The 26603-nt window shown below is 69.6% G+C and carries 25 protein-coding genes and 1 tRNA gene; 12 read left to right on the top strand and 14 right to left on the bottom strand.

Going from position 1 to position 26603, the window contains the following annotated elements:
• Positions 1-6 precede the first annotated feature (6 nt).
• From MKK49_RS14075 to MKK49_RS14055, 5 genes are all read right to left on the bottom strand, one after another.
• Positions 7-591, bottom strand: coding sequence for a suppressor of fused domain protein (locus MKK49_RS14075; protein WP_244029400.1), 585 nt, complete (start codon positions 589-591; stop codon positions 7-9).
• Positions 588-1514, bottom strand: coding sequence for an oxygen-dependent coproporphyrinogen oxidase (hemF, locus tag MKK49_RS14070; protein WP_244029398.1), 927 nt, complete (start codon positions 1512-1514; stop codon positions 588-590). The genes MKK49_RS14075 and hemF overlap by 4 nt, the downstream gene beginning before the upstream one ends.
• Before the next feature lie 100 nt (positions 1515-1614).
• Positions 1615-1887: a YiaA/YiaB family inner membrane protein gene (locus tag MKK49_RS14065; RefSeq protein ID WP_244029396.1), complete on the bottom strand. Its 273-nt coding sequence runs from the start codon at positions 1885-1887 to the stop codon at positions 1615-1617.
• A 27-nt stretch (positions 1888-1914) separates the two neighbouring features.
• A complete protein-coding gene (locus MKK49_RS14060; protein WP_244029394.1) occupies positions 1915-2592 on the bottom strand; it encodes a PspA/IM30 family protein in 678 nt (225 codons plus the stop codon).
• An 88-nt stretch (positions 2593-2680) separates the two neighbouring features.
• Entirely contained in the window at positions 2681-3148 is a 468-nt protein-coding gene (locus MKK49_RS14055; protein ID WP_244029393.1) for a tRNA (cytidine(34)-2'-O)-methyltransferase, read from the bottom strand.
• Between the two features lie 93 nt (positions 3149-3241).
• Here MKK49_RS14055 and MKK49_RS14050 point away from each other — a divergent pair, with 93 nt between their 5' ends.
• Positions 3242-5113 carry an ABC transporter ATP-binding protein gene (locus tag MKK49_RS14050; protein WP_244029391.1) on the top strand — a complete coding sequence of 624 codons (1872 nt, stop codon included), beginning with the start codon at positions 3242-3244 and terminating at the stop codon, positions 5111-5113.
• On the opposite strand, the gene MKK49_RS14045 is transcribed toward MKK49_RS14050, so the two are convergent.
• Positions 5092-6315 (bottom strand): GGDEF domain-containing protein, encoded by a 1224-nt coding sequence (locus MKK49_RS14045; RefSeq protein ID WP_244029389.1) that lies wholly within the window; start codon positions 6313-6315, stop codon positions 5092-5094. The genes MKK49_RS14050 and MKK49_RS14045 overlap by 22 nt on opposite strands.
• 319 nt (positions 6316-6634) lie before the next feature.
• On the opposite strand from MKK49_RS14045, the gene MKK49_RS14040 reads away from it, so the two are divergent.
• The 5 genes from MKK49_RS14040 (at position 6635) to MKK49_RS14020 (ending at position 13157) form a co-directional block, all read left to right on the top strand.
• Positions 6635-8110: a SulP family inorganic anion transporter gene (locus MKK49_RS14040; protein WP_244029387.1), complete on the top strand. Its 1476-nt coding sequence runs from the start codon at positions 6635-6637 to the stop codon at positions 8108-8110.
• Between the two features lie 115 nt (positions 8111-8225).
• Positions 8226-10049 (top strand): phosphogluconate dehydratase, encoded by a 1824-nt coding sequence (gene edd, locus MKK49_RS14035; protein ID WP_244029385.1) that lies wholly within the window; start codon positions 8226-8228, stop codon positions 10047-10049.
• Positions 10050-10077: 28 nt separating this feature from the next.
• Positions 10078-10695 (top strand): bifunctional 4-hydroxy-2-oxoglutarate aldolase/2-dehydro-3-deoxy-phosphogluconate aldolase, encoded by a 618-nt coding sequence (eda, locus tag MKK49_RS14030; protein WP_244029383.1) that lies wholly within the window; start codon positions 10078-10080, stop codon positions 10693-10695.
• Between the two features lie 262 nt (positions 10696-10957).
• Positions 10958-12229: a dicarboxylate/amino acid:cation symporter gene (locus tag MKK49_RS14025; protein ID WP_244029381.1), complete on the top strand. Its 1272-nt coding sequence runs from the start codon at positions 10958-10960 to the stop codon at positions 12227-12229.
• A 34-nt stretch (positions 12230-12263) separates the two neighbouring features.
• Positions 12264-13157 carry an amino acid ABC transporter substrate-binding protein gene (locus MKK49_RS14020; RefSeq protein WP_244029378.1) on the top strand — a complete coding sequence of 298 codons (894 nt, stop codon included), beginning with the start codon at positions 12264-12266 and terminating at the stop codon, positions 13155-13157.
• Between the two features lie 145 nt (positions 13158-13302).
• Here MKK49_RS14020 and thpR read toward each other — a convergent pair whose 3' ends face one another.
• Together thpR and MKK49_RS14010 are read right to left on the bottom strand one after the other, a co-directional pair.
• Positions 13303-13845, bottom strand: coding sequence for an RNA 2',3'-cyclic phosphodiesterase (thpR, locus tag MKK49_RS14015; protein WP_244029376.1), 543 nt, complete (start codon positions 13843-13845; stop codon positions 13303-13305).
• Positions 13845-14474 carry an arylesterase gene (locus MKK49_RS14010; protein ID WP_244029374.1) on the bottom strand — a complete coding sequence of 210 codons (630 nt, stop codon included), beginning with the start codon at positions 14472-14474 and terminating at the stop codon, positions 13845-13847. The genes thpR and MKK49_RS14010 overlap by 1 nt, the downstream gene beginning before the upstream one ends.
• Before the next feature lie 147 nt (positions 14475-14621).
• On the opposite strand from MKK49_RS14010, the gene MKK49_RS14005 reads away from it, so the two are divergent.
• From MKK49_RS14005 to MKK49_RS13995, 3 genes are all read left to right on the top strand, one after another.
• A complete protein-coding gene (locus tag MKK49_RS14005) occupies positions 14622-15329 on the top strand; it encodes an ABC transporter ATP-binding protein (protein WP_244029372.1) in 708 nt (235 codons plus the stop codon).
• A 2-nt stretch (positions 15330-15331) separates the two neighbouring features.
• Positions 15332-17920 carry an ABC transporter permease gene (locus tag MKK49_RS14000; RefSeq protein ID WP_244029370.1) on the top strand — a complete coding sequence of 863 codons (2589 nt, stop codon included), beginning with the start codon at positions 15332-15334 and terminating at the stop codon, positions 17918-17920.
• A gap of 216 nt (positions 17921-18136) precedes the next feature.
• Entirely contained in the window at positions 18137-18904 is a 768-nt protein-coding gene (locus MKK49_RS13995; RefSeq protein ID WP_244029368.1) for a Bax inhibitor-1/YccA family protein, read from the top strand.
• 80 nt (positions 18905-18984) lie between these two features.
• On the opposite strand, the gene MKK49_RS13990 is transcribed toward MKK49_RS13995, so the two are convergent.
• Entirely contained in the window at positions 18985-19359 is a 375-nt protein-coding gene (locus MKK49_RS13990; RefSeq protein ID WP_244029366.1) for a DUF2794 domain-containing protein, read from the bottom strand.
• 393 nt (positions 19360-19752) lie between these two features.
• On the opposite strand from MKK49_RS13990, the gene bluB reads away from it, so the two are divergent.
• Positions 19753-20379, top strand: a complete 627-nt coding sequence (gene bluB, locus MKK49_RS13985) for a 5,6-dimethylbenzimidazole synthase (protein WP_244029363.1) — start codon at positions 19753-19755, stop codon at positions 20377-20379.
• A gap of 185 nt (positions 20380-20564) precedes the next feature.
• Positions 20565-21080, top strand: a complete 516-nt coding sequence (locus MKK49_RS13980; RefSeq protein WP_409565076.1) for a L,D-transpeptidase — start codon at positions 20565-20567, stop codon at positions 21078-21080.
• A 41-nt stretch (positions 21081-21121) separates the two neighbouring features.
• Here MKK49_RS13980 and MKK49_RS13975 read toward each other — a convergent pair whose 3' ends face one another.
• Together MKK49_RS13975 and MKK49_RS13970 are read right to left on the bottom strand one after the other, a co-directional pair.
• The gene (locus MKK49_RS13975) at positions 21122-21433 is read right to left on the bottom strand and encodes a cupin domain-containing protein (RefSeq protein WP_244029360.1); all 312 of its coding nucleotides are present in this window, start codon (positions 21431-21433) and stop codon (positions 21122-21124) included.
• A 62-nt stretch (positions 21434-21495) separates the two neighbouring features.
• On the bottom strand, positions 21496-21714 hold the full coding sequence (locus MKK49_RS13970; protein WP_409565074.1) for a DUF1674 domain-containing protein: 219 nt from the start codon (positions 21712-21714) through the stop codon (positions 21496-21498).
• 89 nt (positions 21715-21803) lie between these two features.
• On the opposite strand from MKK49_RS13970, the gene MKK49_RS13965 reads away from it, so the two are divergent.
• Entirely contained in the window at positions 21804-23174 is a 1371-nt protein-coding gene (locus MKK49_RS13965) for an RsmB/NOP family class I SAM-dependent RNA methyltransferase (protein WP_244029358.1), read from the top strand.
• Between the two features lie 30 nt (positions 23175-23204).
• Here the strand turns inward: MKK49_RS13965 and garD are convergent, their stop codons facing one another.
• The 3 genes from garD to MKK49_RS13950 all read right to left on the bottom strand — a co-directional run bounded on the left by garD (position 23205) and on the right by MKK49_RS13950 (position 26563).
• A complete protein-coding gene (garD, locus tag MKK49_RS13960) occupies positions 23205-24749 on the bottom strand; it encodes a galactarate dehydratase (protein WP_244029475.1) in 1545 nt (514 codons plus the stop codon).
• A 48-nt stretch (positions 24750-24797) separates the two neighbouring features.
• Positions 24798-26126 carry an MFS transporter gene (locus MKK49_RS13955; RefSeq protein WP_244029356.1) on the bottom strand — a complete coding sequence of 443 codons (1329 nt, stop codon included), beginning with the start codon at positions 26124-26126 and terminating at the stop codon, positions 24798-24800.
• Positions 26127-26487: 361 nt separating this feature from the next.
• Positions 26488-26563 (bottom strand) — tRNA-Ala (locus MKK49_RS13950).
• Positions 26564-26603: the final 40 nt, after the last annotated feature.

The raw sequence follows: 26603 nt of genomic DNA, 5'->3' as shown, positions 1-26603 counted from the left end.
CGCGCCTCAGACCACCGACGGCCGGTGGATGTCGAACGGGTCGCTCCGGTGGGCCGCCAACAGTTCCTCGAGGGCGTCGCCGCCCTTGTCCTGCGCGAAGGCGTATTCGCCCGCCGAGATCGGCACCGCCATGAGGAAGGCCACGGAGCGCGGGCCGAACTCCATCGTGTCGATGGGCGTCGGCCACAGGGCCGGCAGCACGAACATCACGTGGGCCAGGGTCCGGGACAGGCCGGAGGCGGCCACCACGCCCGGAAACACGATGCCGGGCGCCAGGAACCAGCCGCTGTCGATGACGTGGAAGGCACAGGCCGCGAGCACGTGGGCGAACCTCTCCGTCTCGCTCGCGCAGGCGCCCACGAGTTCGGCGCGGGCGGGAAACTCCGCGCCGTCGAGGATGATCGGGTGGTTGGCGAGGGTGACCGTCGCGTAGGAGGTCACGCCTGCCGCCGGCGCGTCGCGGCAGGTGAGGAGATCGACGTGGCTGCGCCCGGTCTCGTCCCGGTGGCGCCGGATCACGGGCGCACCGCCGAAGGTTCGCGCCAGGGTCCTGGCGACCGCGCGATTGTCGTCCGTGATGTCCTCGCTCACGGCCAGCGCACGGTCGGCGGCAGGGACGACAGGATCGAGGCGACGTTGCCGCCGGTCTTCAGGCCGAAGATGGTGCCGCGGTCGTGCAGCAGGTTGAACTCGACGTAGCGCCCGCGCCGGACCTGCTGCTCCAGCCGGTCCTCCTCGGTCCACGGCGTGCCCATGTTGGCCCGCATGATCGCCGGATAGGCGTTCAGGAAGGCCCCGCCCACGTCGCGGGTGTAGGCGAGGTCGGCGGCCGGGTCTCCGGTCCAGTGATAGTCGTAGAAGATGCCGCCGATGCCGCGCGGCTCCTTGCGGTGCGGCAGATAGAAATATTCCTCGCACCAGGCCTTGTAGCGGGCGTAGTCGGCGGCCGGCGCGTGGGCGTCGCAGGCGGCCTTCATCGCGGCGTGGAAGACGAGGGTATCGGGATCGTCCTGGGTGCGGCGGCGGTCGAGGACCGGCGTCAGGTCGGCGCCGCCGCCGAACCACGTCCGGGTGGTGGCGACGAACCGGGTGTTCATGTGGACGGTCGGCGCGTTCGGGTTCCACGGATGCGCGATGAGCGAGATGCCGGTGGCGAAGAAGCGCGGGTCCTCCGCCGCGCCCGGCATCTGCGCGCGGAACTCCGGCGCGAACTCGCCGTGCACGGCCGAGACGTGGACGCCGGCCTTCTCGAACACCCGGCCCTTCAGCATCGCCATGGTGCCGCCGCCGCCGGGTTTTCCCGTATGGTCGGTGCGCTCCCACGGTGTCTTCTCGAAGCGTCCGGCCTCGGCCGGAGCGTCCGGGTGGAACGAGCCGGTGGCCTCGTCCTCCAGGCCCTCCAGGGCGGCGACGATGCGGTCGCGCAGGGTGGTGAACCACGCCGTCGCCTCGCGCTTGAGGGCGTCGAGTTCGGGCTCGGGCAGGGGCGTGAAGGGCGTGTCGGGGCGCTGCATGGCCCCGATGTCCCATCCCGCCGGGCGGGCGTCAATCGCCGCCGGGCGGGCTTCAAATCGCCCGTGGCCCTCGACCCTTGCCCGCTCAATCCTTGCCCGCTCAATCCTTGCCCACCGACATCAGCAGCCGCTCGGTCTTGGCGTCCTCGATGCGGTTGACCATGCGCCGGCCCTCGTGGACGTCGCGCACCGTCTTGGTGGCGGTGATGCAGGACTGGACCAGCATGATCACCCCCATGGCGAAGTAGCCCTTCATCCAGATGTCGATGGGCATGAACAGAATGCCGAGCGCCACCATCAGGGCGGCGCCGAGGAACGACGCGTAGGTGAAGGCGACCCAGGCGCCGGAATGCTGCGTGGTTTCGTTGGACATGGGGGTGGTCCTTGGTCTGGAGGGGGATCAAACTTCGGCAGTCGAACGGCGGCGCAGGCGTTCGAGCACCGCGCTGCCCGTCGGGCGGGTGGCTTTCCCGAATCCCTCACGCTCCAGGCGCTCGGCGATGTCGGCGCCGGGCTCGGCTTCGGCCAGGGCCGCCTCCGTGTCGGCAGCCTCGCTCTGAAGGGAGCGCAGGCGGGCCAGGGTCGCCTCGGCTTCGCGCAGGGTGGCACGGTCCTCCGGAGCGGCGGCGACGCCGAGGCGGCGGGCGGACTCGGCCGCCGCCGCGATGCGCCGGCCGCGTTCCAGTTCGGCCTGCCGGCGGGTGGCGTCGGCCACCACGGCGCGGATGCGGGTGAGTTCCCGGGCGAACCGCGTCCGCGCCGTGCGAACCGCCTCGGCCTCGGCTTCCAGTTCGGCGATGGCGTCGGCGGCCTCGCGGGCCAGATCCTCGCGGCCGGCGTCGAGGGCGGCAACCGCGCGCTCCTCGAGGTCCGTGGTGCGGGCCTCCACCTCGGCGAGGCGGCGCGCCTCGGCCTTGTCACCGGCGACGGCCGAGGCCAGGGCCAGGCGGCTGCGCTCCAAGGAGGCTCGGGTCTCGCGGATCTGCTGATCGAGGATGAGCAGCGCGTTGCGGTCGATGAGGTCTTCCCGGGCCTGGGCGGCGGCGCCCCGGGCGAGTGTTCGGAACAGGTTGAACATGGGGCTGTCTCCCGTGGGACGGTCACGGCCGTCGCCAGGGAAAGGTGCCACAGTTTGAACGATGTTCAAGTGCGTTTATGCACGACGTTCAAACAGACTTGGAGACGCCTCCCGTCTGCCGCAGCCCTTCCCCCAGGATCATCGCGGCACAGACGGCGACGTTGAGGGAGCGCATCCCCGGCCGGATCGGCACCACCACCCGCGCGTCGGCCGCCGCGTGGACCGCGTCGGGCACACCGGCCGATTCACGGCCCATGAGCAGGCAGTCGCCGGGGCGGTAGGCGAGATCGCAATAGGGCAGGGCGCCCTGCGTCGTCGCCACCACGAGGCGGAGGCCCGCCTCCCGCCTCCACCCCTCGAACGCGCTCCACGAACGGTGCCGCGTGACCGCCACGTGGTCGAGGTAGTCGAGGCCCGAGCGGCGCAGGTGCCGGTCGGACACGTCGAACCCCGCCGGCTCGATGATCTCGACGGCGACCCCGAGGCAGGCGGCCAGGCGCAGCAGCGTGCCGGTGTTCTGCGGGATATCGGGCTGGTACAGGGCGAGGCGGAGCATGGGAAATCCTCGTGCGGCATCGCCCCCCGGTTGGCAGGGGCAGGCGACCGCCTAGCTGAAGAGTCGCTGACGCAACCGGATATCGGAAAAAAGATGTTTCTCGACTGGCTCGAGCGCCGCATCGACACGTTCGCGCCCTTCGACGACGGGCGCATGCCGCCGAAGACCGTGACGGGATTCGCCGGCTTCTACCTGAAGCCCGTGCGCGCGGCGCTCGCCGTGCTGTTCGTGGTCGCCGTCGTCGCCGGTACCGTCGAGGCGTCGCTCTACCTCCTCATGGGCTGGTTCATCGATCTCCTCAACACCGCCGACCGGGCGACGTTCTGGGCCGATCACGGCACCCGGATCATGCTCGCCGCCGGGCTGGTGGTGGTGGTGCGACCGATCACGATCTGGCTGCACGAGATCCTGTCGAACCAGCTCATCGTGCCTCAGGTCACGAACCAGATCCGCTGGCGCACGCACCTCTACACCCTCGGCCACTCGCTCTCGTACTTCCAGGCGGACTTCGCCGGGCGGCTGGCCAACCGGGTGGTGCAGGTCGGCCCGGCCGTGCGCGAACTCGCCGTCGTGTTCATCGACACCCTGCTCTACGTGGCGATCTACGCCGTGACGGCGGTCGGCCTGTTCGGCTCGATCTCCCTGTGGCTCGCCCTGCCGGTGGTGCTGTGGGTGCTGGCCTACGCGGGCCTGACGCGGTGGTTCGTGCCCCGCGCCCGCGTGCGTTCCCTCGTCACGGCGGACACCCGCTCGGCCCTCATCGGCCGGATCGTCGACAGCTACACCAACATCCTGACGGTCAAGCTCTTCGCCCGCGACCGCGAGGAACGCGCCGCCGTGCGTGACGCCGTCAACATCCACACCCGCGCCTACCTGCACCAGTTCCGGCTGGTCAGTTCCACCACCACCCTGCTCGGCCTGCTCAACAGCGTGCTCATCGTCTCCACCGCCGGCGTCTGTCTCGCCCTGTGGCAGCGCGGCGGCATGACCACGGGCGAGGCGGCGGCCGGCCTCGCCCTGGTCCTGCGCCTCATGGCCATGTCGGGCTGGGTGATGCAGACCGTGCGCGGCATCTTCGAGAATGTCGGTGTGATCCAGGAGAGCATGCAGACCATCGCCCGGCCCCACGCCATCACCGACCGTCCGGATGCCGGTACGCTCAGCGTCACCGGCGGCGACATCCGCTTCGAGGACGTGAGCTTCCATTACGGGCGCGGCGACGCCAGCATCATCGAGGGCCTGAACCTCCACATCCGCGCGGGCGAAAAGGTCGGCCTCGTGGGCGTCAGCGGCGCGGGCAAGACCACCATCACGGCCCTGCTCCTGCGCCTGCACGACCTGGAGGGCGGTCGCATTCTGGTGGACGGCCAGGACATCGCCGGGGTCAGCCAGGCGTCGCTGCGCAGCGCCATCGCCATGGTGACCCAGGATACGTCGCTCCTGCACCGCTCGATCCGCGACAACATCGCCTATGGCCGTCCCGACGCCGCCCTGGAGGAGGTCGAGCGGGCGGCGCGTCTGGCGCAGGCCGATACGTTCATCCGCGACCTCGTCGATCACAGGGGTCGTAACGGCTACGACGCCCAGGTCGGCGAGCGCGGGGTGAAGCTCTCGGGCGGCCAGCGCCAGCGCATCGCCATCGCGCGGGTGATCCTGAAGGACGCCCCGATCCTGATTCTCGACGAGGCGACATCGGCCCTCGACAGCCAGGTCGAGGCGGCGATCCAGGACAGCCTCGACACCCTGATGCAGGGCAAGACCGTACTCGCCATCGCCCATCGCCTCTCGACCATCGCGGCGCTGGACCGCCTCATCGTCATCGAGGCCGGGCGCATCGTCGAGGAGGGGACCCACGCTGCCCTGATTCGCTCGGGCGGCCTCTACGCCCGCCTGTGGGAGCGCCAGTCGGGCGGCTTCCTCGGCGACGCCGCAGTCACGGCGCCCTACGAGGATGCGGCCGAGTAGGCGGGTCCGGAATCGCCGTTGGCCGTCTCCACCCGGATCGGCAGGGCCTCGACGCAGTTCCGGCCTCGGCGCTTGGCGCGGTAGAGCGCCGCGTCGGCGGTGGTCAGAAGGTGACCCGGCCCGACACCGCAGGCACCGGTCACGCTGTGTGCGGCGGTGACGCCGATGCTGACGCTCGCGACCCAGGCGGACCCGTCCCGGCCGGAACGGAACGCCAACCGCTCGACGGCGACGCGCAGACGCTCGCCGAAATCGAGGGCCTCCTCGGGTGTCGCCCCCGGGAAGAAGGCCATGAACTCCTCGCCGCCGTAGCGGGCGAGCAGCCCCCCGGCCGCCCGGGTCGGCCCGTCGAGGGCGGCTGCGACGGCCACGAGGCAGCGGTCGCCCTCGGGGTGGCCGGCCAGATCGTTGAGGCGCTTGAAATGGTCGATGTCGATGGCCACCACGGCGCACCAGCCCGGCTCGCCGCCGACCCCGTTCCACGCTTCGGCCAGGGCGTCGTTGAAGACGCGCCGGTTGGCCAGTCCGGTCAGGGCGTCGGTTGTCGACAGGACCGTCAGGCGGGCATTGGCCGCTTCCAAAGCGTGCCGCAGCACGAAGGCCCGCTTCTCCTGGCGCTCGCGTGAATAGCTGCCCTTGATCGGCACGAGGATCAGGCAGGCCACGAGGACGGGCAGGCCGGTTCCGACCACGTCGACCGGCGGGATGCAGATCGCCCAACCGCCATAGGCCGCGAAGGCCGTGCCGCAGAAGACGAGGCTGTGCCGGAACGACAGGTCGGCGATGAGGCCCACCACCAGGGGAACGATCACCGCGAGGACGATGTAGACGTTGGCGTGCTCGGCCGGCACGATCCGGGCGCTGTTGAGGACGATGAGCATGTCCGTGAGGCTCACGAGCGTCACCACGACGGTCCGGCGCAGGGGCGAGGGCTGCCCGTGCAGGAGCAGGATACCGATGCCGGTCAGGGGTACGAACACCCCGAGGGTGAGGACGGCGGGAACCGCGAAGGCCTCCGGGCCGAACGCATCGAAGTCGAGCTTCAGCGAAAGGATGTTGAACAGGACGAAGACCAGCAGCCACGACCGGAGATAGGCGCCCGAGCGCTGGGCCTGCTCGACCTGGAACCGGTCCTCGAGGGCCGCCGCCAAGCGCAGATCGTACCAGGGACGGCGTGGATTGGCCTCGATTTCGGTCTGCATCAGGACGAATCGGCTGCTCCGATGGGTATTCGCGCCTGTTATCGTACAAAGCACCTGCATTTTGCGTAAACTTAGGTCCAAGGTCTCCTGGAAAGATCGGGCGGGGCGGCGCCGAGTTGCATGATGAGGCCGCCATGCTATGAGCCGGTCATGCTGAAGGATCGCGCACGCCTGTATTGCCGTCTCGGGCCGCCGTAGGCCGCTCACCACGCGAAATCCTGCTTCGCATCGGCACGCCCTCTTTCGGCGTGTCTCTTCACGCATCCCCCGACGACGCCGTCCCATGGGACCCGGCGCGCGGGGTGGACGGACCTTCTTCATGACCCGACGACACCTGCGGAGCGAGTGGGCTCCCGATATCACGCGCGAACTCCTGGCCGGGACGGTGGTGGCGCTCGCCCTCATCCCCGAGGCCATCGCGTTCTCCCTCATCGCCGGAGTCGACCCAAAGGTCGGCCTCTACGCGTCGTTCTGCATCGCCGTGGTGTCCGCGTTCGCGGGCGGGCGCCCGGCGATGATCTCGGCGGCCACCGGCGCCATGGCCCTGGTGATGGTGACCCTGGTGAAGGAGCACGGCCTCGGCCACCTCTTCGCCGCCACGATCCTGACGGGTTTCCTTCAGATCGGTGCCGGAGCGTTGAAGCTCGGCAACCTGATGCGCTTCGTCTCGCGCTCCGTGGTGACCGGCTTCGTCAACGCCCTGGCGATCCTGATCTTCCTGGCGCAGATGCCCGAACTGCTGGGGCAGGGCCCCACCGTCTACGCCATGACGGCCATCGGCCTCGCGCTGATCTACGGCCTGCCGTACCTCACCAAGGCGGTGCCGTCGCCGCTGGTGACGATCGTGCTGCTGACCGCCGTCGCCATGGTGCTCGGTCTTCCGATCCACCGGGTCGGCGACATGGGGGCACTCCCCACCGAATTGCCGGTCTTCGCCCTGCCGCAGGTGCCACTGACCCTGGAGACCTTGCGGATCATCCTGCCCTACGCCCTCACCCTCACCATGGTCGGGCTGCTGGAGAGCCTGATGACGGCCGCCATCCTCGACGAGATGACGGATACCGGCTCGGACAAGAACCGCGAATGCGCCGGCCAGGGCCTCGCCAACATCACCGCCGGGTGCTTCGGCGGCATGGCCGGCTGCGCGATGATCGGCCAGTCGGTGATCAACGTCTCGTCGGGCGGGCGCGGCCGGCTCTCGACCCTGTGGGCGGGCGCGTTCCTGCTGTTCCTCATCGTCGTCCTCGGACCCTACGTGGCGCAGATCCCCATGGCGGCCCTCGTCGCCGTGATGATCATGGTCTCCATCAACACCTTCCAGTGGCGCTCGCTGGTCGCCCTGACGACGAACCCGAAGAGCTCGAGCCTCGTCATGCTCGGCACCGTGGCGGTGGTGGTGGCGACCCACGACCTCGCCCGGGGCGTGCTCTTCGGCGTGGTGCTGAGCGGCCTGTTCTTCGCCCACAAGGTGACGCGGTTCTTCGCCGCCGGCTCCGAGCGCACCGGCACGACACGGACCTACCGGGTGACGGGGCAGATCTTCTTCGCCACGGCCGAGGCCTTCCACGCCGCCTTCGACTTTCGCGAGGAGGATCTCGACGGCCTCGTCATCGACCTCTCGGCAGCGCACTTCTGGGACATCACCGGAATCAACGCCCTCGACCGCGTCGTGCTGAAGTTCCGCCGCCACGGCGTGCCCGTCGCGGTCGTCGGCATGAACCCCGCCACGGCGTCGATGGTGGAGCGCCTCGCCACCCACGACAAACCCGGCGCGGCCCTTGCCTCAGGGCATTGAGCCCGAAGCCGACAGACGCCCCCGTCTGTCCAGGCGAACGGGGACGTCCGGCTAGCCACGGCGGCGCCGCCATGGTTTCAAGAGTTCCAGACTTCGCGCCATGCGAGGAAATGTCATGACCGAGCTTCACCCCGAGATCGCCGCCGTCACCGCGCGGGTGATCGAACGCTCACGGCCAACGCGAACGGCGTATCTCGACCTCGTCGCCCGCGAGCGCGACCACGGCGTCCACCGACCGATGCTCAATTGCGGCAACCTCGCCCACGGCTTCGCGGCCTCCGGCGAGGACAAGCCGGCGATCCGGGCCGGGCGCAGCATGAACATGGCCATCGTCACGGCCTACAACGACATGCTCTCGGCCCATCAGCCCTACGGCCGCTACCCCGACCAGATGAAGCTTTTCGCCCGCGAGGTGGGCGCCACGGCGCAGGTCGCGGGCGGCGTGCCGGCTATGTGCGACGGCGTCACGCAAGGCCAGCGCGGCATGGAGCTGTCCCTGTTCTCGCGCGACACCATCGCGCTCTCCACCGCCCTCGCGCTCAGCCACGGGATGTTCGATTCGGCGGCGCTGCTCGGCATCTGCGACAAGATCGTGCCGGGCCTCATCATCGGGGCGCTCCGGTTCGGCCACCTGCCGATGATCCTGATCCCGGCCGGGCCCATGCCGTCGGGCATCGCCAACAAGGAGAAACAGCGCGTCCGGCAACTCTACGCCGAGGGCAAGGTCGGGCGCGACGAGCTGCTCGAATCCGAGTCCGCCTCCTATCACGGCGCCGGCACCTGCACCTTCTACGGCACCGCCAACTCCAATCAGATGATGATGGACGTCATGGGCCTGCACATGCCCGGCGCCTCGTTCATCAATCCGGGCACGAAGCTGCGCCAGGCGGTGACGCGGGCGGCCGTCCATCGCCTTTCCGAGATCGGCGCCAACGGCAACGATTACCGGCCGCTCGGCCGCTGCATCGACGAGAAGGCCATCGTCAACGCCGTGGTGGGCCTGCTCGCCACCGGCGGCTCGACGAACCACGCCATCCACCTGCCGGCGATGGCGCGCGCCGCCGGCATCGTCCTCGACTGGGAGGATTTCGACCGGCTCTCGGCCGTGGTCCCGCAGGTCGCCAAGGTCTATCCCAACGGCTCGGGCGACGTGAACCACTTCCACGCCGCCGGCGGCATGTCCTACGTCATCGCCAGCCTCATCGATGCTGGGCTCCTGCACGACGACATCCTCACCGTCGCGGGTGGGCGCCTGCGCGACCACGCCCGCGATCCCAAGCTCGTGGACGATGCCCTGGTGTTCGAGGACGCCCCGGAGAGGTCCCACGACGAGAGCATCCTGCGCGGCCCCGCGCGTCCGTTCCAGGCCGACGGCGGCATGCGGCTGGTGAAGGGCAATCTCGGCCGGGCGACCTTCAAGACCAGCGCCGTCGAGCCGTCGCGCTGGACCATCGAAGCGCCAGCCCGCGTCTTCGACGATCAGGACGACGTCATGGCGGCGTTCAAGGCCGGCGAACTCGAAACCGACGTCGTGGTGGTGGTGCGCTTCCAGGGCCCGCGCGCCAACGGCATGCCGGAGCTCCACAAGCTCACGCCCCAGCTCGGGGTGCTGCAGGATCGCGGGTTCCGTGTCGCCCTCGTCACCGACGGGCGGATGTCGGGCGCCTCCGGCAAGGTCCCGGCGGCGATCCACCTCAGCCCGGAGGCGCTGGGCGGGGGCCCGCTCGCCAGGATCCGCGACGGCGACGTGGTGCGCCTGAGCGCCGAGGACGGCAGCCTCGAAGTCCTCGTCGATCCCGCCGAGTGGGAGGCCCGCGACGAGGCCACCGCCCCGGCGCCCGCCTTCGGCACCGGACGCGAGCTGTTCGCCTTCCTGCGCCACGGCGCCGACGGGGCCGAGCAGGGCGCCTCCGCCATGCTGGCCGCTGCCGGCCTTTGACCCACCCCGTACCTTCGAGGACCGCCCCATGACCAGCATCGACGCGCTGATGCGCTCCGTTCCCGTCATCCCCGTCCTCGTGGTCGAGGACGTGGCCCATGCCGAGCCCATCGCCCGGGCCCTGGTGGCCGGCGGGCTCACGGCCCTGGAGGTGACCCTGCGCACCCCCGCCGCCCTCGAGGTGATCCGCATCATGTCGCGGGTCGAGGGCGCGGTGGTGGGGGCCGGCACCGTGCTCAACCCGCGCGACCTCGACGCCGCCATCAACGCGGGGGCGAAGTTCATCGTCAGCCCCGGCCTCACCGAGCCGCTGACCCGCGCGGCCATCGACCGGGGCATCCCCTACCTGCCCGGTATCGCCAACTCGGCCGACATCATGCGCGGCCTCGACCACGGGCTCGACCGGTTCAAGTTCTTTCCCGCCGAGGCCGCCGGCGGCATCAAGGCCCTGAAGGCGCTGGCCGGCCCGTTCCATCAGGTCCGCTTCTGCCCCACCGGCGGCATCACCGAGGCCACCGCGCCCGACTGGCTCGCCCTCAAGCCCGTGCTGTGCGTCGGTGGAAGCTGGGTCGTCCCGGCCGGCCTGCCCGAGGAGGCGGTGATCCGCCGTTCCGCCGAGGCCGCCGCCCGCCTGCGCGCCGCCTGAACCGGCCGCACGTCCGGCGACGCCGGGCAATCCTGAGGCGGCGCAAGAATTCCCGATGTGCCGCTTGCACGGGACTGGAAAAACGCTAGCCTTTCACTGGAGACGGCCCCACCCCCGGCAAGACATCGCGGCACTCGGTCCGTTCGGACGGCGCCGAATAAGGTTTTCGGCCGGTGGCATGGTCCGTGCGAGGACTTTCCGTGTGTTGGCTTGCGGCGGCAAGTCGCCGGACGTGCGTGGGCGCGTCGGGGGAGGAATTCCGATGCAGTCCAGGCTCACGACGTACATCTTCATCGGCATGCTGCTCGGCATCGCAGTGGGCTACTTGTGCAACGTCACTTGGCCCGATCCGCAGACCTCGAAGGAAATCTCCGGCTACATCGCCCTGATCAGCGACGTGTTCCTGCGGTTGATCAAGATGATCATCGCGCCGCTGGTGTTCTCCACCCTGGTCGTCGGCATCGCCCACATGGGAGACACCGCCTCCGTCGGCCGGGTCGGCGGCAAGGCCATGCTGTGGTTCGTCGGTGCCTCGCTGTGTTCGCTGCTGCTCGGCCTGATTATGGTCAACATCCTGCGGCCGGGCGAGAACCTCAACCTGCCGCTCCCCGATGCCGGCGCCACCACCAACCTCAAGGCCGCCTCCCTCTCCCTGAAGGAGTTCGTCACGCACTTGGTGCCGAAGAGCCCGGTGGAGGCCATGGCCAACAACGAGATCCTCCAGATCGTGGTGTTCTCGATCTTCTTCGGCGTCGGCCTCGCGGCGCTCGGCGAGAAGGGCAAGCTTCTGGCGCAGGGGATCGAGGGGCTGGCCGACGTGATGCTCAAGATCACCGGCTACGTCATGGGGTTCGCCCCCATCGCGGTCTTCGCGGCGATCGCCGCCACCATCACCACCCAGGGCATCGGCGTGCTTGTGACCTACGGCAAGTTCATGCTGGAGTTCTACTTCAGCCTCGCGATGCTGTGGTGCCTCCTCGCCTTCGCCGGCTTCCTGCTGGTGGGCCACCACATGAAACGCCTCCTCGACCTCATCAAGGAGCCGTTCCTCCTCGCCTTCTCCACGGCGTCGAGCGAGGCGGCCTACCCCAAGACCTTGTCGAACCTGGAGCGGTTCGGCGTGCCCAACAAGATCACCTCCTTCGTCCTGCCGATGGGGTACTCGTTCAACCTCGACGGCTCGATGATGTACTGCACCTTCGCGGTGATGTTCATCGCCCAGGCCTACAACATCCCCCTCACCACGGGGCAGCAGCTGACCATGCTGCTCCTCCTGATGGTGACCTCGAAGGGCATGGCCGGCGTGCCGCGCGCCTCCCTGGTGGTGATCTCCGCCACCCTCTCGACCTTCCAGATTCCGGAAGCCGGCCTGCTCCTCATCATCGGCATCGACCAGTTCCTCGACATGGGCCGCTCGGCCACCAACGTGCTCGGCAACAGCGTCGCCACCGTGGCGGTCGCCAAGTGGGAGGGCCAGCTCGAACTCACCGACCAGCGCCTCGACCGGGATGTCAGCCCGCTTCCGGCCGAGTAGGGCTACTGGGCTCTCCCGCGAGGAAGGAACGGTCATGACCGGACATCGCATCGTTCTGGGCATCCTCGTCGCGCTCCTGGCATCCGGGCCGGCCCGCGCCGTCGAGGTTCTCGGCGGCACCCTGAAGACCGTGGCCGAGACGGGCGTGATCACCCTCGGCTACCGCGAAAGCTCCTTGCCGTTCTCGTTCAAGGACGCCACCGGCAAGCCCGTGGGCTACGCCGTCGATCTCTGCCTCGAAGTGGTGGACGACATCGCGCGGGAGACCGGGCGCAAGGACCTCACCGTCCGCTACGCGCCCGTCACCTCGGATTCCCGCCTCGACGCCCTGATCTCGGGACGGATCGACCTCGAATGCGGTTCGACCACCGCCAATGCCGAGCGCCGGAAGCGCGTGGCATTCTCCCCCGTCACCTATTTCAGCGCCACCAAGCTCCTGGTGCGGCGTGGCGCGGCGATCGCCTCCTATCGCGATCTCGCCAACCGCACCGTGGCCGTCACGGCCGGCACCACCAACGAGACGGCCCTGCGATCCCTGTTCGCGCGCCTCGCCCTTCCGGTGACCCTCGTGACGGGCAAGGACCACGCCGAATCCTTCGCCATGGTGCGGGACGGGCGCGCCGACGCGCTGGGCCTCGACGACGTGCTGCTCTACGGGCTCATCGCGGGGGCCGGCCCCGAGGGCGGCGCCTTCACGGTCCTGCCGGACAAGCTCTCCTTCGAGCCCTACGGCCTCGTCTTCCGCAAGGACGACCCGCAACTCGCGACCCTGGTGCAGGCGACCTTCGTGCGGCTGGCCGAGTCGCGCGAACTACGCTGGCTCTACGAGCGCTGGTTCCTCAAGCGCCTCCCCAACGGAGAGCGCCTCAACGTGCCGATGTCGGACGAACTGCATACGAATTTCCAGGTCATCGGCCTGCAGGATTGAGGGACGCCCGCGCCGAAAGGCAGGTTGCATGGGGCGCGGCCTTGCCTCGCTCGCTTGCGCCGGGGCGATCATCGATGCCAGCCAGCAAGCCATTGTCTCGGTGAGCGGAAACCCGCGTCGCCTCGAAGCCTGCCTGGGACGCGCCCTATCCGTCCAGCGGGTAGGCGGCCTCGACGAGGTAGGGGCCGCCACCCGTCGAGGCGCGGGCCGAGAACAGGGCGACCCGCGTCGCGGTGAAACGCAGGGGCGGGAATCCTCCTGATTCCGTAAGGTACTGCGCCACGTCGAGTGCGCTCGCCTGCCGGTTGAGGCGCGCCAGAGTCACGTGCGGCGTGAATCGACGGGTGTCGGGCGCCGCACCGGCGTCCCGCGCCAGTCGCTCGTGCTCGGCGTGCAACTCGACGAGGGCGGGATCGCCCGTGACGGTGGCCAGGATCGAGCGCGGTTTCGCGCCGCCGAAGACGCCGATCCCGTCGAGGACGAGATCGAGCGGCGGGCGGGCACGCGCCGCGACGAGGCCGTCGTGCACAGCTTCCGCCACGGTCTCGTCCACGTCCCCGAGGAACCGCAGGGTGACGTGGTAGTCGGTCGGGTCGATCCAGCGCGCTCCGGTCAGGGCTCCGCGCCGCAGGGCGAGGATTTCGGCGATGGCGGGTGGGATCTCGAGGCCGGTGAACAGGCGCGGCATCAGCGGCCGATCGCCTGCACCCGATCGAGGAAGGTCTCGACGCTCGGCAGGATGCCGTCGACGATGGTCTCGACGCCCTTCACGTTGGGGTGGAGCCGGTCTTCGAGATTGTAGGCCTTGTCGCCGGCAATGCCCGCGAGGAAGAACGGGTACAGGACGAGGCCGTACTCCTTCGCGAGATCGGGATAGATCGCGTCGAAACGTGCGACGTAGTCCGGGCCGAGATTCGGCGAGGACCGCATGCCGGCGAGCATCACCGGAATGTTGCGGGCCTTCAGGCGGGTGATGATGGTGTCGAGGGCCTTGCGGGTCACGGCCGGATCGGTGCCGCGCAGCATGTCGTTGGCGCCGAGTTCGAGGATCACGCCGTCCGTTCCGTCGGGTACCGACCAGTCGAGGCGGTCGAGGCCGCCCGTGGTGGTATCGCCCGAGACGCCCGCATTGGCCACCGTGACGGCCCGGCCCTTGGCCTGGAGCGCCCGCTCCAGCACCGCCGGGAAGGCGGCCGGGCCCGGCAGGCGGTAGCCGGCCGTGAGGCTGTCGCCGAACGCCACGAGGGACACGGGCCGCTCACCGGAGGCCGTCCGGCCGGGGGAGGCGGTGAGGCCGAGTGCGGCAAAGAGTGCCATCACGACAACCACGGAGAGGCGAACGTGGCGCCGCACGGCTTGGCGGGCCATATCGCTGAAACGTGACACTGAGCACCGACCCATTCCGGCAAAACCCCAACCCTGATTTTTTCCGCCCTCATCTCCGCACAGATCGGTTTCCCATTGATGTCCGGCAAGGCCGAACCCGCACACGCGCCCCACGCCATCTCCCTCGCCGGCCTCGATCTCAGTCTCGGGCGGGGGGCGGCCCGCGTCCACGTCCTGCGCGGAATCTCCCTCGATGTCGCAAAGGGCGAGGCGGTGGGCCTCGTCGGCCCGTCGGGCTCGGGCAAGTCGACCCTGCTCATGGTGATGGCCGGCCTGGAGCGGCCGGATGCCGGCTCCATCGTGGTCGAGGGCACGGACCTCGGCGCCCTCGACGAGGATGCCCTGGCGCGGTTTCGCGGCCGGCGCATCGGCATCGTGTTCCAGGCCTTCCACCTCGTGCCGACCATGACGGCCCTGGAGAACGTGGCCCTGCCCCTCGAACTCGCGGACAAGCCCGACGCCCATGCGCGCGCCAAGGCCGAGCTGGAAGCCGTCGGCCTCGGCCACCGCCTGCACCATTATCCGGCGCAGCTCTCCGGCGGCGAGCAGCAGCGCGTCGCCATCGCCCGGGCCATCGCGCCGGACCCCGCGATTCTCGTGGCCGACGAGCCCACGGGCAACCTCGACGAGGCCACGGGCCGGCAGATCGTCGATCTCCTGTTCGCCCTGAAGCGCGACCGGGGCGCTACGCTCGTCCTCGTCACCCACGATCCCGGCCTCGCCCGGCTCTGCGACCGGACCGTGAGCCTGCGCTCGGGCCGGGTCGAAGCGGCCCTGGCGGCTTGACCATGCACGGAACTCTGGCCTCCGAGCGCCCGCGACAGCGCCGGCCCGGCATACTCCTCGCCTTGCCCCTCACCCTGCGCCTCGCCACCCGCGAACTGCGCGGCGGGCTTTCGGGCTTTGCCGTGTTCCTCGCCTGCATCGCGCTCGGGGTCGCGGCCATCGCGGGCGTCGCCTCCGTCGCCCGCTCGCTGACCGACGGGCTCGGGCGCGAGGGCGCGCGGATTCTGGGCGGCGACCTGACCTACAGCCTCATCAACCGCGAGGCGACGCCGGCCGAGCGCGACGTGCTCACGGCGCAGGGCCGCGTCACCGTGGTCACGACGCTGCGGGCCATGGCGCTCGCCGGCGACAAGGGCGCGGCGCTCGTCGAACTCAAGGCCGTCGAGGACGGCTATCCGGCTACCGGCGAGCTCGTCACCGAGCCGGCCGCCCCGTTGGCCGATCTCCTGGCACAGGCCGAGGGGGCCTACGGCGCCGTGGTCGATCCCGTGCTCCTCACCCGCCTCGACCTCAAGGTCGGCGATCGCATCACCGTTGCGGGTACGCCCATCGCGATCCGCGCCACCCTGGTCTCCGAGCCGGACCGCATCGCCAACGGCATCGGCTTCGGGCCCCGGATGCTGATCTCCCGTGACGCCCTCGACGCCACGGGCCTCGTCCAGCCGGGCAGTCTCAACCGCTGGAGCTACCGGCTGCAACTCCCCGAAGCGAGCGACGCCGAACTCGATGCCCGCGCCGCCACCATCGCGGCCGCCGCCCCGGAGGCCGGCTGGGAGATGCGGGCCCGCTCCAACGCCGATCCGCGGTTCGCGAAAAGCATCGAGCGCTTCACCCAGTTCCTCACCCTCGTCGGCCTCACCGCCCTCATCGTCGGCGGCGTCGGCGTCGCCAATGCGGTCACGGCCTTCGTCGAGCGCAAGCGCGGCTCCATCGCCACCCTGAAGAGCGTCGGCGCGCCGGGCGGCCAGATCGTCGCCCTCTACCTCACGCAGGTCATGCTCATCGCCGGCCTCGGCACCGCCATCGGCCTCGGCCTCGGCGCAGGCCTGCCCTTCGCCGTCGATGCCCTGTTCCACACGTCCCTGCCGCTGCCCCTCAACCCGACGGTGGCCCCGGGTGAACTGGTGCTCGCCGCCGCCTACGGCCTGCTGACGGCGCTCGCCTTCGCGATCCTGCCCCTGGGCCGCGCCCACGACATCCCCGTCTCGGGCCTGTTCCGCGACGTGGTCGATCCGGGCTCGGCGAAGACCCGCCTGCGCTACAAGCTGATCCTCGCCGCGGCCCTCGGGGGCCTCGTGGCCCTGGCGCTCGCCACCGCCTTCGACCGGCGCCTCGCCCTCATCTTCATCGCCGCCGCCGCCATCGCCTTCGGGCTCCTGCGCCTCGTCGCCCTCGGGCTGATGGCGCTCGCCCGGCGCCTGCCGCGCCCGCGCACGGCCGCCCCCCGGATGGCGCTCGCCAACCTGCACCGGCCCGGCGCGCTGACGCCCGCCATCGTCCTGTCGCTCGGCCTCGGGGTCACGCTCCTCGTGACGCTCAGCCTCATCGACGCCAATGTCCGCAACACCCTGAGCAATTCCCTGCCGGCCCGGGCGCCGAACCTGTTCTTCCTCGACATCCCGGCGGTCGATTCCGACGGCTTCCACGCCTTCCTGGGCGCTCAGGCTCCCGGCGCCAAGATCGAGCGGGTCCCGATGATGCGCGGGCGGATCACCGCCATCGACGGGGTGCCCGCCGCGTCGATCAAACCGCCGGAGGACGCCGCCTGGGTGCTCGACGGCGACCGGGGCATCACCTACGCGGAGGACATCCCAGAGGGCTCCCGCCTCGTCGCCGGCACGTGGTGGAACGCCGAGGAAGCGCGCGCGCCCCTCGTATCATTCGATGCCGAACTCGCCCGCAGCCTGAACCTGTCCGTCGGCGGCACCGTGACGGTCAATGTGCTCGGGCGGACACTGACCGCCAAGGTTGCCAACCTGCGCAAAGTCGAGTGGCGGTCGCTGGGCATCAACTTCGTCATGGTGTTCTCGCCCGGCACCTTCCGGGGCGCGCCGCATTCGGACCTCGCCACCCTGACCCTGCCCAATGGCTCCGACGCGAAGGCCGAGGCGATCATCCTGCGCGACGTCGCCAAAGCCTACCCGTCGGTCACCAGCATCCGGGTCAAGGAAGCCCTGGAGGCGGTCAACGACGTCGTCGGCAAGCTCGTCCTGGCGATTCGCGGCGCCAGCGGCATCGCCGTGGTGGCGAGCCTGTTCGTGCTGGCCGGGGCGCTCGCGGCCGGCCATCGGGCACGCCTCTACGACGCCGTCGTCCTCAAGACCCTCGGCGCGACGCGCGGGCGGCTGCTTGCCGCCTACACCCTGGAATACGGGGCGCTCGGTCTCGCCACCGCCGTGTTCGGGCTGCTGGCCGGGATGCTCGCCGGATGGGTCATCGTCACTCGGGTCATGAAGCTCGAGTTCACCCTCGACCTGTCGGGCGCCCTCGTCGCGGCGACGTTGGCGGTGGTGTTCGCCATCGTTCTCGGTCTTGCCGGCACTTGGCGCATCCTCGGCCAGAAGCCGGCTCCCTACCTGCGCCAGTTCTGATCGATCATGACGAATCGTGTTTTAATCCCGATTTAAGTCAATAAAATCAGCCCGCGCAGCGTCGAGATTCCCGCGGCTGAAGCTCGGCCGGCCTCTTGTGCGAAGCGGGAGGACGGAACATATTTGTGTTCGAGGCATCTCAGGGTGCCAGAGGTCCTGTGCGTGAGCCTCGTTTCGTAAAATCACACGCTGAGAGAGCTTCCAAAGGAATCTCCCATGGCATTCGACAACAGCCCCTTCCGGGTCGGCGCCCAGCCGACGGGGTACGCCGGCACCCAGGTCGACATCGACCAGGGCCTGCGCACCTTCATGCTCGGCGTCTACAACAACATGGTCATCGGCCTCGGGATCTCCGGTCTCGTGGCGCTCGGCCTCAACATGGCCGCCGTCGCGCAGACGGCGACCGGACGCGTGGCGCTGACCCCCTTCGGCCAGCTCCTCTACACCAGCCCGCTCAAGTGGGTGATCATGCTGGCGCCGCTGGCCTTCATCTTCATCTTCTCCATGCGGATGGACCGCATGTCGGCGGCCTCCGCCCGGCTGACCTTCTTCGCCTTCGCGGCGGTGATGGGTGCGTCCATGTCCTCGCTGCTCCTCGTGTTCACGGGCGCCAGCGTGGTGCGGGTGTTCTTCATCACGGCGGCAACCTTCGGCGGCCTCAGCCTCTACGGCTACACGACGAAGCGCAGCCTGTCGGGCATGGGTTCGTTCCTGATCATGGGCCTGATCGGCCTGATCATCGCCTCGGTGGTGAATATCTTCATGGCTTCCTCGGCCTTGCAGTTCGCCATCTCGGTGCTCGGCGTGCTCATCTTCGCCGGCCTCACCGCCTACGACACGCAGAAGCTGAAGGAGATGTTCCTCTACAGCGGCGCGGATGCCGAGGGCGCGGCCAAGCTGTCCGTGAACGGTGCGCTGACGCTCTATCTGGACTTCATCAACATGTTCCAGATGCTGCTCTCGCTCCTGGGTGACCGCCGCTAACGCGGATCGCCGGACGAAACGAAAAAGGCCCCGGCGGGTGACCGCCGGGGCCTTTTTTCATGTCCTGGTCCGTGGCCGCCTCACACCGCGCGCAGGGGCGGCTCCAGCACGGCGATCACCCGGGCCAGATCCTGACCGCGCTTCATCACCAGCCCCGAGGCCGCCACCACCGCGTAGGCGCCCTGGCGCCGGGCGAGCTTGGGGTCCTTCTCCACCCGGTAGAGCGGCATCTCGGAGCTGCGCCGGTAGATGGAGAACACTGCCTTGTCCCGTCGGAAATCGAGGGCGTAGTCGCGCCACTCGCCCATGGACACCATCCGTCCGTAGAGATTGAATAGGACGCGCAGTTCCGCCCGGTCGAAGGCGATCTGCGGAGTGACGGGCGCCGAGGGGAAGGGGATGATACGGGCTGCCGGCTCGGACAAACTCGGTTCGGCGCTGGTCCGCTCGCTCATCGTCGCTCCTGATCCCGGATGTCATACGAGCGTGATGATGGTCCCGGGCCCGGACGCCCGCAAGGGTCGCCGCACAGGTCGCCGGGTGGCAGGGGCGCCCGCCCGCGGGTGCGCTGGCACACGACCATCTTTCCGCCGCGAAGAGGCCCCGCGCGTGCCGTGATGAGGCGGCATACCTGTTGCCGAACCTCGTCGGTTCCGTCGGCCGGTTCGGCACCCGAACCCTACGGCTCCCCAGCTCTCGGGGGCTGGACCGGCCTCCACGGACCGACACTCCGGAGGTTTCGAGACCCAAGGACTTCAGGCCGCCTCTTCGGAGCGCGGCCCTTTTTTCGCGCGCTTCCCCGAATCAAGTTCTATGACAGGGTCGCGTGCTCCGTGGGACGACAGGTCTTGGTCCAGTTCGATGCCGGTTTTCGTCAAACCCTCGCGGAGCTGTTCGCGTGGCGCCGCGACGTGCGTCGCTTTCGCGGCGATCCCGTGGACGAGACTCTCCTGCGCCGCTGCCTCGACCTCGCGGCGCTGAGTCCCTCCGTCGGCAACAGCCAGCCCTGGCGCTTCGTCCGGGTGACGAACCCAGCGCGCCGCGCGGCGGTGACCCGGAGCTTCGAGCACTGCAACGAAGCCGCCGCCACGGGCTACGCGGCCGAGCGGCGCGACGTCTACATCCGTCTCAAGCTCGCTGGCCTGCACGAGGCGCCGGTGCACCTGGCGGTGTTCTGCGACGAGGCCACCGAATCCGGCCACGGCCTCGGCCGCGCCACCATGCCGGAAATGCTGCGCTACTCCGTGGTGGGCGCCGTGCAGACCTTCTGGCTCGCCGCCCGTGCCCATGGGCTCGGGGTCGGCTGGGTCTCGATCCTCGAGCCGGAGACGGTGTGTACGGTCCTGGAGGTGCCCTGCGCCTGGCACCTCGTCGCCTATCTCTGCGTCGGCTTCCCCGTGGAGGAGCACACCGACCCGGAACTCGTCCGCCACGGCTGGCAGGACCGCGTCGCGGCGGCCCTGATCGAGCGCTGACACGCGGGGAAGGTCAACCGGGACTTAACACGAAGCCTTGCTTTGCTCCGGACCGGCCCGGATGTCTTTTTACCGTCGTCTCAGGTTTCGCGCAGTTATCCCCCGCCGAGGCGAAGACGTAATCGGAACAGCAACCTCGATCCCGAAGGATCACCGTCAGGACAACGCTGATGGGAATGGATTTCATGGTCGGGTTCAGGAAGTACGCTTTCGCGTCGGGCATCGCCGTGCTGGTCGGCGCGCTCACGGCGATGCCGGCGGCGGCGCGGGAGGTGGTCGCGTTTCAGGAAGGCGTGAGCCCCGGCACCGTGGTGGTGCGCACGGCCGAGCGCCGGCTCTACCTCGTCAACGGCGACGGCACGGCGATCCGCTATCCCGTGGCCGTGGGCAAGCCCGGAAAGCAATGGACCGGGGCACGGGAGATCGATGGCAAGTACGTGCATCCGGCATGGTCTCCTCCCCGCGAGGTCAAGCGCGACAACCCGCGCCTGCCCGACGTGATCGCCGGCGGCTCGCCGCACAACCCCATGGGTTCGGCGGCGCTCACCCTGTCCGGCGGCGAGTACGCCATCCATGGCACCAACCGGCCGAACTCCATCGGCTCCTACGCCTCGTATGGCTGCATCCGCATGTACAACCAGGACGTGGTCGACCTCTACAGCCGCGTCTCGGTGGGCACGCCGGTCTACGTGGTCCGCTGATCTCGGGGCGGTCGCCGGATCATCCGGCGACCGCTGATGGTTCAGGCGGCCGGCGGCGCCGTCGCCTCAATGGCCGTGAAGGTCTCGAGGATCGTGTAGGTGTGCTCGGCGCCCGCCGGCACCAGCCAGGAATCGCCCGGCTCCAGGGTCGTGGTCTCGCCGTTCACCACGAGTTCGGCGCGGCCCGCGACCACGTAACCCACGGTCTCGTAGGGACGGCTGGCACTCGCCTTGTCGCCGTTCGGCTCTTCCTCGCGCCACATCCGCAGGGCGACGGAGCGGCCTCCGGCGAGGGCGATCTCTCCGTGAGCGCCGGCTGTGGCCGTGCGGCTCGAAATCTTGGTGATGGCCATGGTTGTCCTCGTACGCGATGGTGCGAGGCCAACCGAGGCGGAGCACCGGACGTTCCGGCCCTTCAGAAGTCGACGGCGATACCCTTGATCTCCCAATCGTCGTAGCGGACCGGCTCCAGGCCGCCCCGCCCCTGACGCTCACGCGCCGCGGCGATCTCGGCCGCCCGTGCGTCGATGTCCTTGCGGCGGGATTCCGCCTCGGCGAGCGCCCGGGTCGCGGCGGCCGAGAGGGGCGGGCGGGGGGCGGACCTCTGGTTTTCCGTATCGTCCTGCATCGGCATGGCTTGCATCTCGGAGGTGAGGGGTGAAAGGGCTGTCCCGAAGGATGCCCGGCTCGGTCGGGCGCGATCTCTCAGGAGAAGTGGCACTCATGGCGACACGCCGCAACGCGGAGGGGCCGATCACGGCCATCGACCGCACCGTCGCGGGCCTCGCCGCCCGCCAGGTCGCCCACGGCGCCGTGGCCGATCTCCTGGCCAGCACCCACGCCTTCGCCCTCGAGGATGCCCTGGCACAGGCCGGGCGTGATGCCGCCCTGGACGGCGCCGACACGGCCCTGGCGCGGGCCATCGCCACCGCCACCTTCCGGCGCCTCGGCTTCCTGAAGCGAATGCTCGCCGCGCGCCTGTCGCAGGGGCTCCCCGAGGGCCAGCCCCGCCTCGTCGCCCTGCTCGCCACGGGCGCCGCCCAAATCCTCGACCTCAACGTACCCGACCACGCCGCCGTCGATCTCGGCGTACGCCTCGCCAAGGGCGACCCGCAGCTCCAGCACCTGTCCGGCCTCGTCAACGCCGTCCTGCGCCGGATCGTGCGCGAGCGTGCCGAGATCCTCGGCGAGATGACCGATCCCCTGGCCCACAACACGCCGGACTGGCTCGCCGGACGCTGGCGGGACGCCTACGGGCTGGAAACCGCACAAGCCATCGCGGCGGCCCACCTTGCCGGCGCCGCCCTCGACATCACGGTCAAGGGCTCGGCCGACGAATGGGCCGAACGCCTCGGGGGCGTCGCCCTGCCGACGGGCAGCGTGCGCCTGCACGAGGTCCGCTCCGCCGTCTCCGACCTGCCCGGCTACGCCGAGGGCGCGTGGTGGGTGCAGGACGCGGCGGCCGCGATTCCCGCCCGGCTGCTCGGTGTGACGCCCGGCCAGCGGGTGGCGGATCTCTGCGCGGCGCCGGGCGGCAAGACCGCCCAGCTCGCCGCGGCGGGAGCGACCGTCGTCGCTGTCGATCGCTCAGGCCCCCGCCTCGAGCGCCTGCGCGAGAACCTCGCACGCCTCGGGCTGGACGCGGAGATCCGTGTCGGCAACGCCCTGGACGTCGAGGAGCCGGGTCAGTTCGATGCCGTGCTGCTCGATGCGCCGTGCTCGGCCACCGGCACCATCCGCCGCCATCCGGATGTGGCCTGGACCAAGGCGGGCAACGACATCCTGCGCCTCGCCGCCCTGCAGCGGCGGCTGTTCGACCGGGCCGCGATCCTGGTGAAGCCCGGCGGCCGGATCGTCTACTGCACCTGCTCCTTGGAGCCGGAGGAGGGCGAGCGTCAAATCAGGGACTTCCTCAAGCGCAACGACGGGTTCGAGCGCGTGCCGGTGAGGCCGGAGGAGCTGGGCGGCCTGTCCGAGCCCATCGACGCCCAGGGCGACCTGCGCACCCTTCCGTCGCAGCTCGACGGGACCGCCCCCGAGCGGAAGGGCGGCCTCGACGGCTTCTTCGCGAGCCGTCTGCGCCGGACGATCTGAGCCCGGGCGCGAGCGGCATGAGGGTGTCCCTCAGGTGATCGGCGCCGGATTGAACAACGTGAGGTCGTTGAACAGGCCCCAGCGATCGGACCACGGCTGCTTGCGACCGCTGGCGACGTCGAGGATGAGGTGGAACAGGTCCCAGCCGGTTTCCTCGATGGTTGAGTGGCCCGTGGCGATACGGCCGGCATCGAGGTCGATGAGGTCGGACCAGCGCTCCGCCAGTTCGGTGCGGGTCGCCACCTTGATCACCGGCGCGTGGGCGAGGCCGTAGGGCGTGCCCCGGCCGGTGGAGAAGACCTGGAGCGTCATGCCGGAGGCGAGCTGGAGGGTGCCGCAGACGAAGTCGCTGGCCGGCGTCGCGGCGAAGATCAGGCCCTTTTCGCGGACCCGCTCGCCGGGCGCGAGCACGCCCGTGATGGCCGAGGTGCCGGATTTGGCGACCGAGCCCAGGGCCTTCTCGACGATGTTGTTGAGGCCGCCCTTCTTGTTGCCGGGCGACGGGTTGGCCCGGCGGTCGGCCCCGCCTTTGGCGAGGTAATCGTCGTACCAGGCCATCTCGCGGATCAGCGCGTCGGCGACCTCGGGCGTCGCGGCGCGGGGGGTGAGCAGATGGATCGCGTCGCGTACCTCCGTCACCTCGGAGAACAGCACGGTGGCGCCACAGCGCACGAGCAGGTCGGCGGCATGGCCGAGGGCCGGGTTGGCGGTGACGCCCGAAAAGGCGTCGCTGCCGCCGCATTGCAGGCCGACCACGAGGTCGGCGGCCGGACAGGTCTCGCGGGTGCGCCGGTTGAGCACTTCGAGGCGAGCCTCCGCCATGGTCATGATGCTGTCGAGCATCATGCCGAAGCCTGCGTGACGCTCGTCCTGCAGGCGCACGACACCGCCGTCTTCGGCGGCACCTCCGTCCGGCAGAAGGCGCTCGGAGACGAGCTTCTCGCAGCCGAGGCCGACCACCATGACCTCGCCGCCGAAATTCGGGTTGCGGGCGAGGCTCTGCAGGGTGCGGATCGGGATCACCGCCTCGGGTGCGTTGATGGCGACGCCGCAGCCATAGGCGTGCGTGAGACCCACCACGTCGTCGACGTTGGGGTAGCGCGGCAGCAGCTCCTGCTTGATCCGCCGGATGGCGACGTCGAGGGTGCCGGCCACGCATTGCACGCTGATCGAGATCGCCAGGATGTTCTTGGTGCCGACCGAGCCGTCCGGGTTGCGGTAGCCCTCGAAGGTGTAGCCGTCGAGCGGCGGCAGGGGGGCGGGCACGCGGGTCGCCTTCTCCAGGGCGTCGAGGTCGGGCGCCACCGGCGTCTCGACGCTCGATTCCTCGACCCAGGACCCGCGCGGCAGGGGGCGCAGCGCGATGCCCACCACCTCGCCGTAGCGCACCACCGTGCCGCCCTGCGGGATGTCCACGAGCGCCACCTTGTGCCCCTGCGGCACGAACTCCACCAGGGTCAGTCCGTCGGCGAAGACCGTGCCGGCCGGCAACCCGAAGGCGTTGACCACGATGGCGACGTTGTCGTGCTCGTGCAGGCGCAGGGTGCGGGGCGTGTCCCCGGTGTTCTCAGTCATGGCGGCCGGTTCACCGAGCATGGTCGTTCTCCTCAGGCCTTTCCCGATTCAGGACTTGCGCAGTTCGACGCGCCGGATCTCGCCGACGATGACGAGGTAGGCGATCATCGCGATCAGCGCGTTGCAGCCGACGAAGACCAGGGCGCCGTTGAACGAGCCGGACACCTGGACGAGGTAGCCGATGACGATCGGCGTTGTGATGCCGGCAGTGTTGCCGAACATGTTGAAGATGGCGCCGCTGAGGCCCGCCGCCTCCTTCGGCGAGGTGTCCGAGATCACCGCCCAGCCGAGCGCCCCGATGCCCTTGCCGAAGAAGGCCAGCGCCATGAAGCCGATCACGAAGGCCGGCGAATCGACGTAGTTGCAGGCGATGATCGACATCGAGAGCAGCATGCCGGCCACGATCGGGATCTTGCGGGCCTTCGTGAGCGAGCCGGTGCGCTTCAGGATCGCGTCCGAGATGACGCCGCCCAGGATGCCGCCGAGGAAGCCGCAGAGCGCCGGCAGCGAGGCGACGAATCCGGCCTGGAGCACGGTGAGGCCGCGCTGCTTGACGAGGTAGATCGGAAACCAGGTGAGGAAGAAGTAGGTCATCACGTTGATGCAGTGCTGCGCCACGTAGATGCCCACCAGCATGCGGTTGGAGAGGAGCTGGCGCACGGTTCCCCAATCGAAGCCCTTCCTGTCGGCGGACTTCTCCCCATCCAGCGCCAGCAGGGCGCCGCCGGAGGCGATGTGGTCGAGTTCGGCGCGGGTCACGGTGGGGTGGTCGGCGGGATCGTGGATCACACGGACCCAGATCAGCGCGAGCACGATGCCAATCACCCCCATGACGATGAAGGCGTAGCGCCAGCCGTATTCGTGCGTGACCCAAGCCGTCAGGGGGGCGAACAGGACGGGGGCGAAGTACTGGGCCGAATTGAAGATCGCGCTCGCCTTGCCCCGCTCCGCGCTCGGGAACCAGGCCGTCACGATCCGGGCGTTGCCGGGGAAGGACGGGGCCTCGGCGATGCCGACGAGGAAGCGAAGGGCGAACAGCATGGCCACCGCGCCGCCGCCGAAGAAGCCGACCCAGCCCTGAGCCAAGGTGAACACGGACCAGAAGAAGATGCCTCCCGCATAGACCCATTTGGAGCCGTAACGATCGAGCATCCAACCGCCGGGCATCTGCGCGGCGACGTAGGACCAGCTGAAGGCGGAAAGGATGTAACCCAGGCTCACCGGCGTCAGGCCGAGATCCTGGGACATCGGCGTGCCGGCGATCGAGATGATGGCCCGATCGGCGTAGTTCACGACCGTGGTCGTGAACAGCATCAGCAGAATGCCCCAGCGCACGCGGCCCCGCGCCTGCGCCTCCAGCGGAATAGCCAGCGCCATCGTTTCCACCCGGAACTATAGTTGTGTTCGCACCGAACCGAACCCGATGCGCCTTGGCATCCAGGGTTAGGGGGCAACTTATAGTTCGTCCAATGCGATGAACGGATTGATCGATACGGGATGGGTATCGATCGCGGGACCGAGACCGCCGATCGACGTCGGTTCGCGGATCGGACGGCGGGTGACGGGGGTCCGGGCAGTCGCCGGTCCAGGATCAGCCGGTTGCAACGCGCCAAGCGGCGCGCGCGTCGACTTCGAGCAGGTCGATCCCGCCGCGGACGTCAGGAATTATGCTGGATGTCTTCGACGGCGCGGCGCTGACCGGGAATCGCATCACCACCGATCTCCTCCGAGAAAACGGTGGTGGAGCTGAGCGGGATCGAACCGCTGACCTCCGCAGTGCGATTGCGGCGCTCTCCCATCTGAGCTACAGCCCCGTTCCGGGGTGCGGGCCTTTTAGGCTTGCGCACGCCGGCC

Source organism: Methylobacterium sp. J-090 (genome assembly GCF_022829345.1).
Lineage (GTDB): Bacteria > Pseudomonadota > Alphaproteobacteria > Rhizobiales > Beijerinckiaceae > Methylobacterium.
This window is presented reverse-complemented; position numbering and strand designations above follow the sequence as displayed.

Excerpts from the sequence above, each read along its gene's own strand:
- MKK49_RS13965 (WP_244029358.1), top strand. The coding sequence starts at position 21,804 with ATGGCGACACGCCGCAACGCGGAGGGGCCGATCACGGCCATCGACCGC.
- MKK49_RS13970 (WP_409565074.1), bottom strand. The coding sequence starts at position 21,714 with ATGCCGATGCAGGACGATACGGAAAACCAGAGGTCCGCCCCCCGCCCG.
- MKK49_RS14060 (WP_244029394.1), bottom strand. The coding sequence starts at position 2,592 with ATGTTCAACCTGTTCCGAACACTCGCCCGGGGCGCCGCCGCCCAGGCC.
- edd (WP_244029385.1), top strand. The coding sequence starts at position 8,226 with ATGACCGAGCTTCACCCCGAGATCGCCGCCGTCACCGCGCGGGTGATC.
- MKK49_RS14025 (WP_244029381.1), top strand. The coding sequence starts at position 10,958 with ATGCAGTCCAGGCTCACGACGTACATCTTCATCGGCATGCTGCTCGGC.
- MKK49_RS13990 (WP_244029366.1), bottom strand. The coding sequence starts at position 19,359 with ATGAGCGAGCGGACCAGCGCCGAACCGAGTTTGTCCGAGCCGGCAGCC.
- hemF (WP_244029398.1), bottom strand. The coding sequence starts at position 1,514 with ATGCAGCGCCCCGACACGCCCTTCACGCCCCTGCCCGAGCCCGAACTC.
- eda (WP_244029383.1), top strand. The coding sequence starts at position 10,078 with ATGACCAGCATCGACGCGCTGATGCGCTCCGTTCCCGTCATCCCCGTC.
- MKK49_RS14065 (WP_244029396.1), bottom strand. The coding sequence starts at position 1,887 with ATGTCCAACGAAACCACGCAGCATTCCGGCGCCTGGGTCGCCTTCACC.
- MKK49_RS14050 (WP_244029391.1), top strand. The coding sequence starts at position 3,242 with ATGTTTCTCGACTGGCTCGAGCGCCGCATCGACACGTTCGCGCCCTTC.
- MKK49_RS14005 (WP_244029372.1), top strand. The coding sequence starts at position 14,622 with ATGTCCGGCAAGGCCGAACCCGCACACGCGCCCCACGCCATCTCCCTC.
- MKK49_RS13980 (WP_409565076.1), top strand. The coding sequence starts at position 20,565 with ATGGTCGGGTTCAGGAAGTACGCTTTCGCGTCGGGCATCGCCGTGCTG.
- MKK49_RS14055 (WP_244029393.1), bottom strand. The coding sequence starts at position 3,148 with ATGCTCCGCCTCGCCCTGTACCAGCCCGATATCCCGCAGAACACCGGC.
- thpR (WP_244029376.1), bottom strand. The coding sequence starts at position 13,845 with ATGCCGCGCCTGTTCACCGGCCTCGAGATCCCACCCGCCATCGCCGAA.
- MKK49_RS14000 (WP_244029370.1), top strand. The coding sequence starts at position 15,332 with ATGCACGGAACTCTGGCCTCCGAGCGCCCGCGACAGCGCCGGCCCGGC.
- MKK49_RS13955 (WP_244029356.1), bottom strand. The coding sequence starts at position 26,126 with ATGGCGCTGGCTATTCCGCTGGAGGCGCAGGCGCGGGGCCGCGTGCGC.
- MKK49_RS14010 (WP_244029374.1), bottom strand. The coding sequence starts at position 14,474 with ATGGCACTCTTTGCCGCACTCGGCCTCACCGCCTCCCCCGGCCGGACG.
- MKK49_RS13975 (WP_244029360.1), bottom strand. The coding sequence starts at position 21,433 with ATGGCCATCACCAAGATTTCGAGCCGCACGGCCACAGCCGGCGCTCAC.
- garD (WP_244029475.1), bottom strand. The coding sequence starts at position 24,749 with ATGACTGAGAACACCGGGGACACGCCCCGCACCCTGCGCCTGCACGAG.
- MKK49_RS13995 (WP_244029368.1), top strand. The coding sequence starts at position 18,137 with ATGGCATTCGACAACAGCCCCTTCCGGGTCGGCGCCCAGCCGACGGGG.
- MKK49_RS14020 (WP_244029378.1), top strand. The coding sequence starts at position 12,264 with ATGACCGGACATCGCATCGTTCTGGGCATCCTCGTCGCGCTCCTGGCA.
- MKK49_RS14040 (WP_244029387.1), top strand. The coding sequence starts at position 6,635 with ATGACCCGACGACACCTGCGGAGCGAGTGGGCTCCCGATATCACGCGC.
- MKK49_RS14045 (WP_244029389.1), bottom strand. The coding sequence starts at position 6,315 with ATGCAGACCGAAATCGAGGCCAATCCACGCCGTCCCTGGTACGATCTG.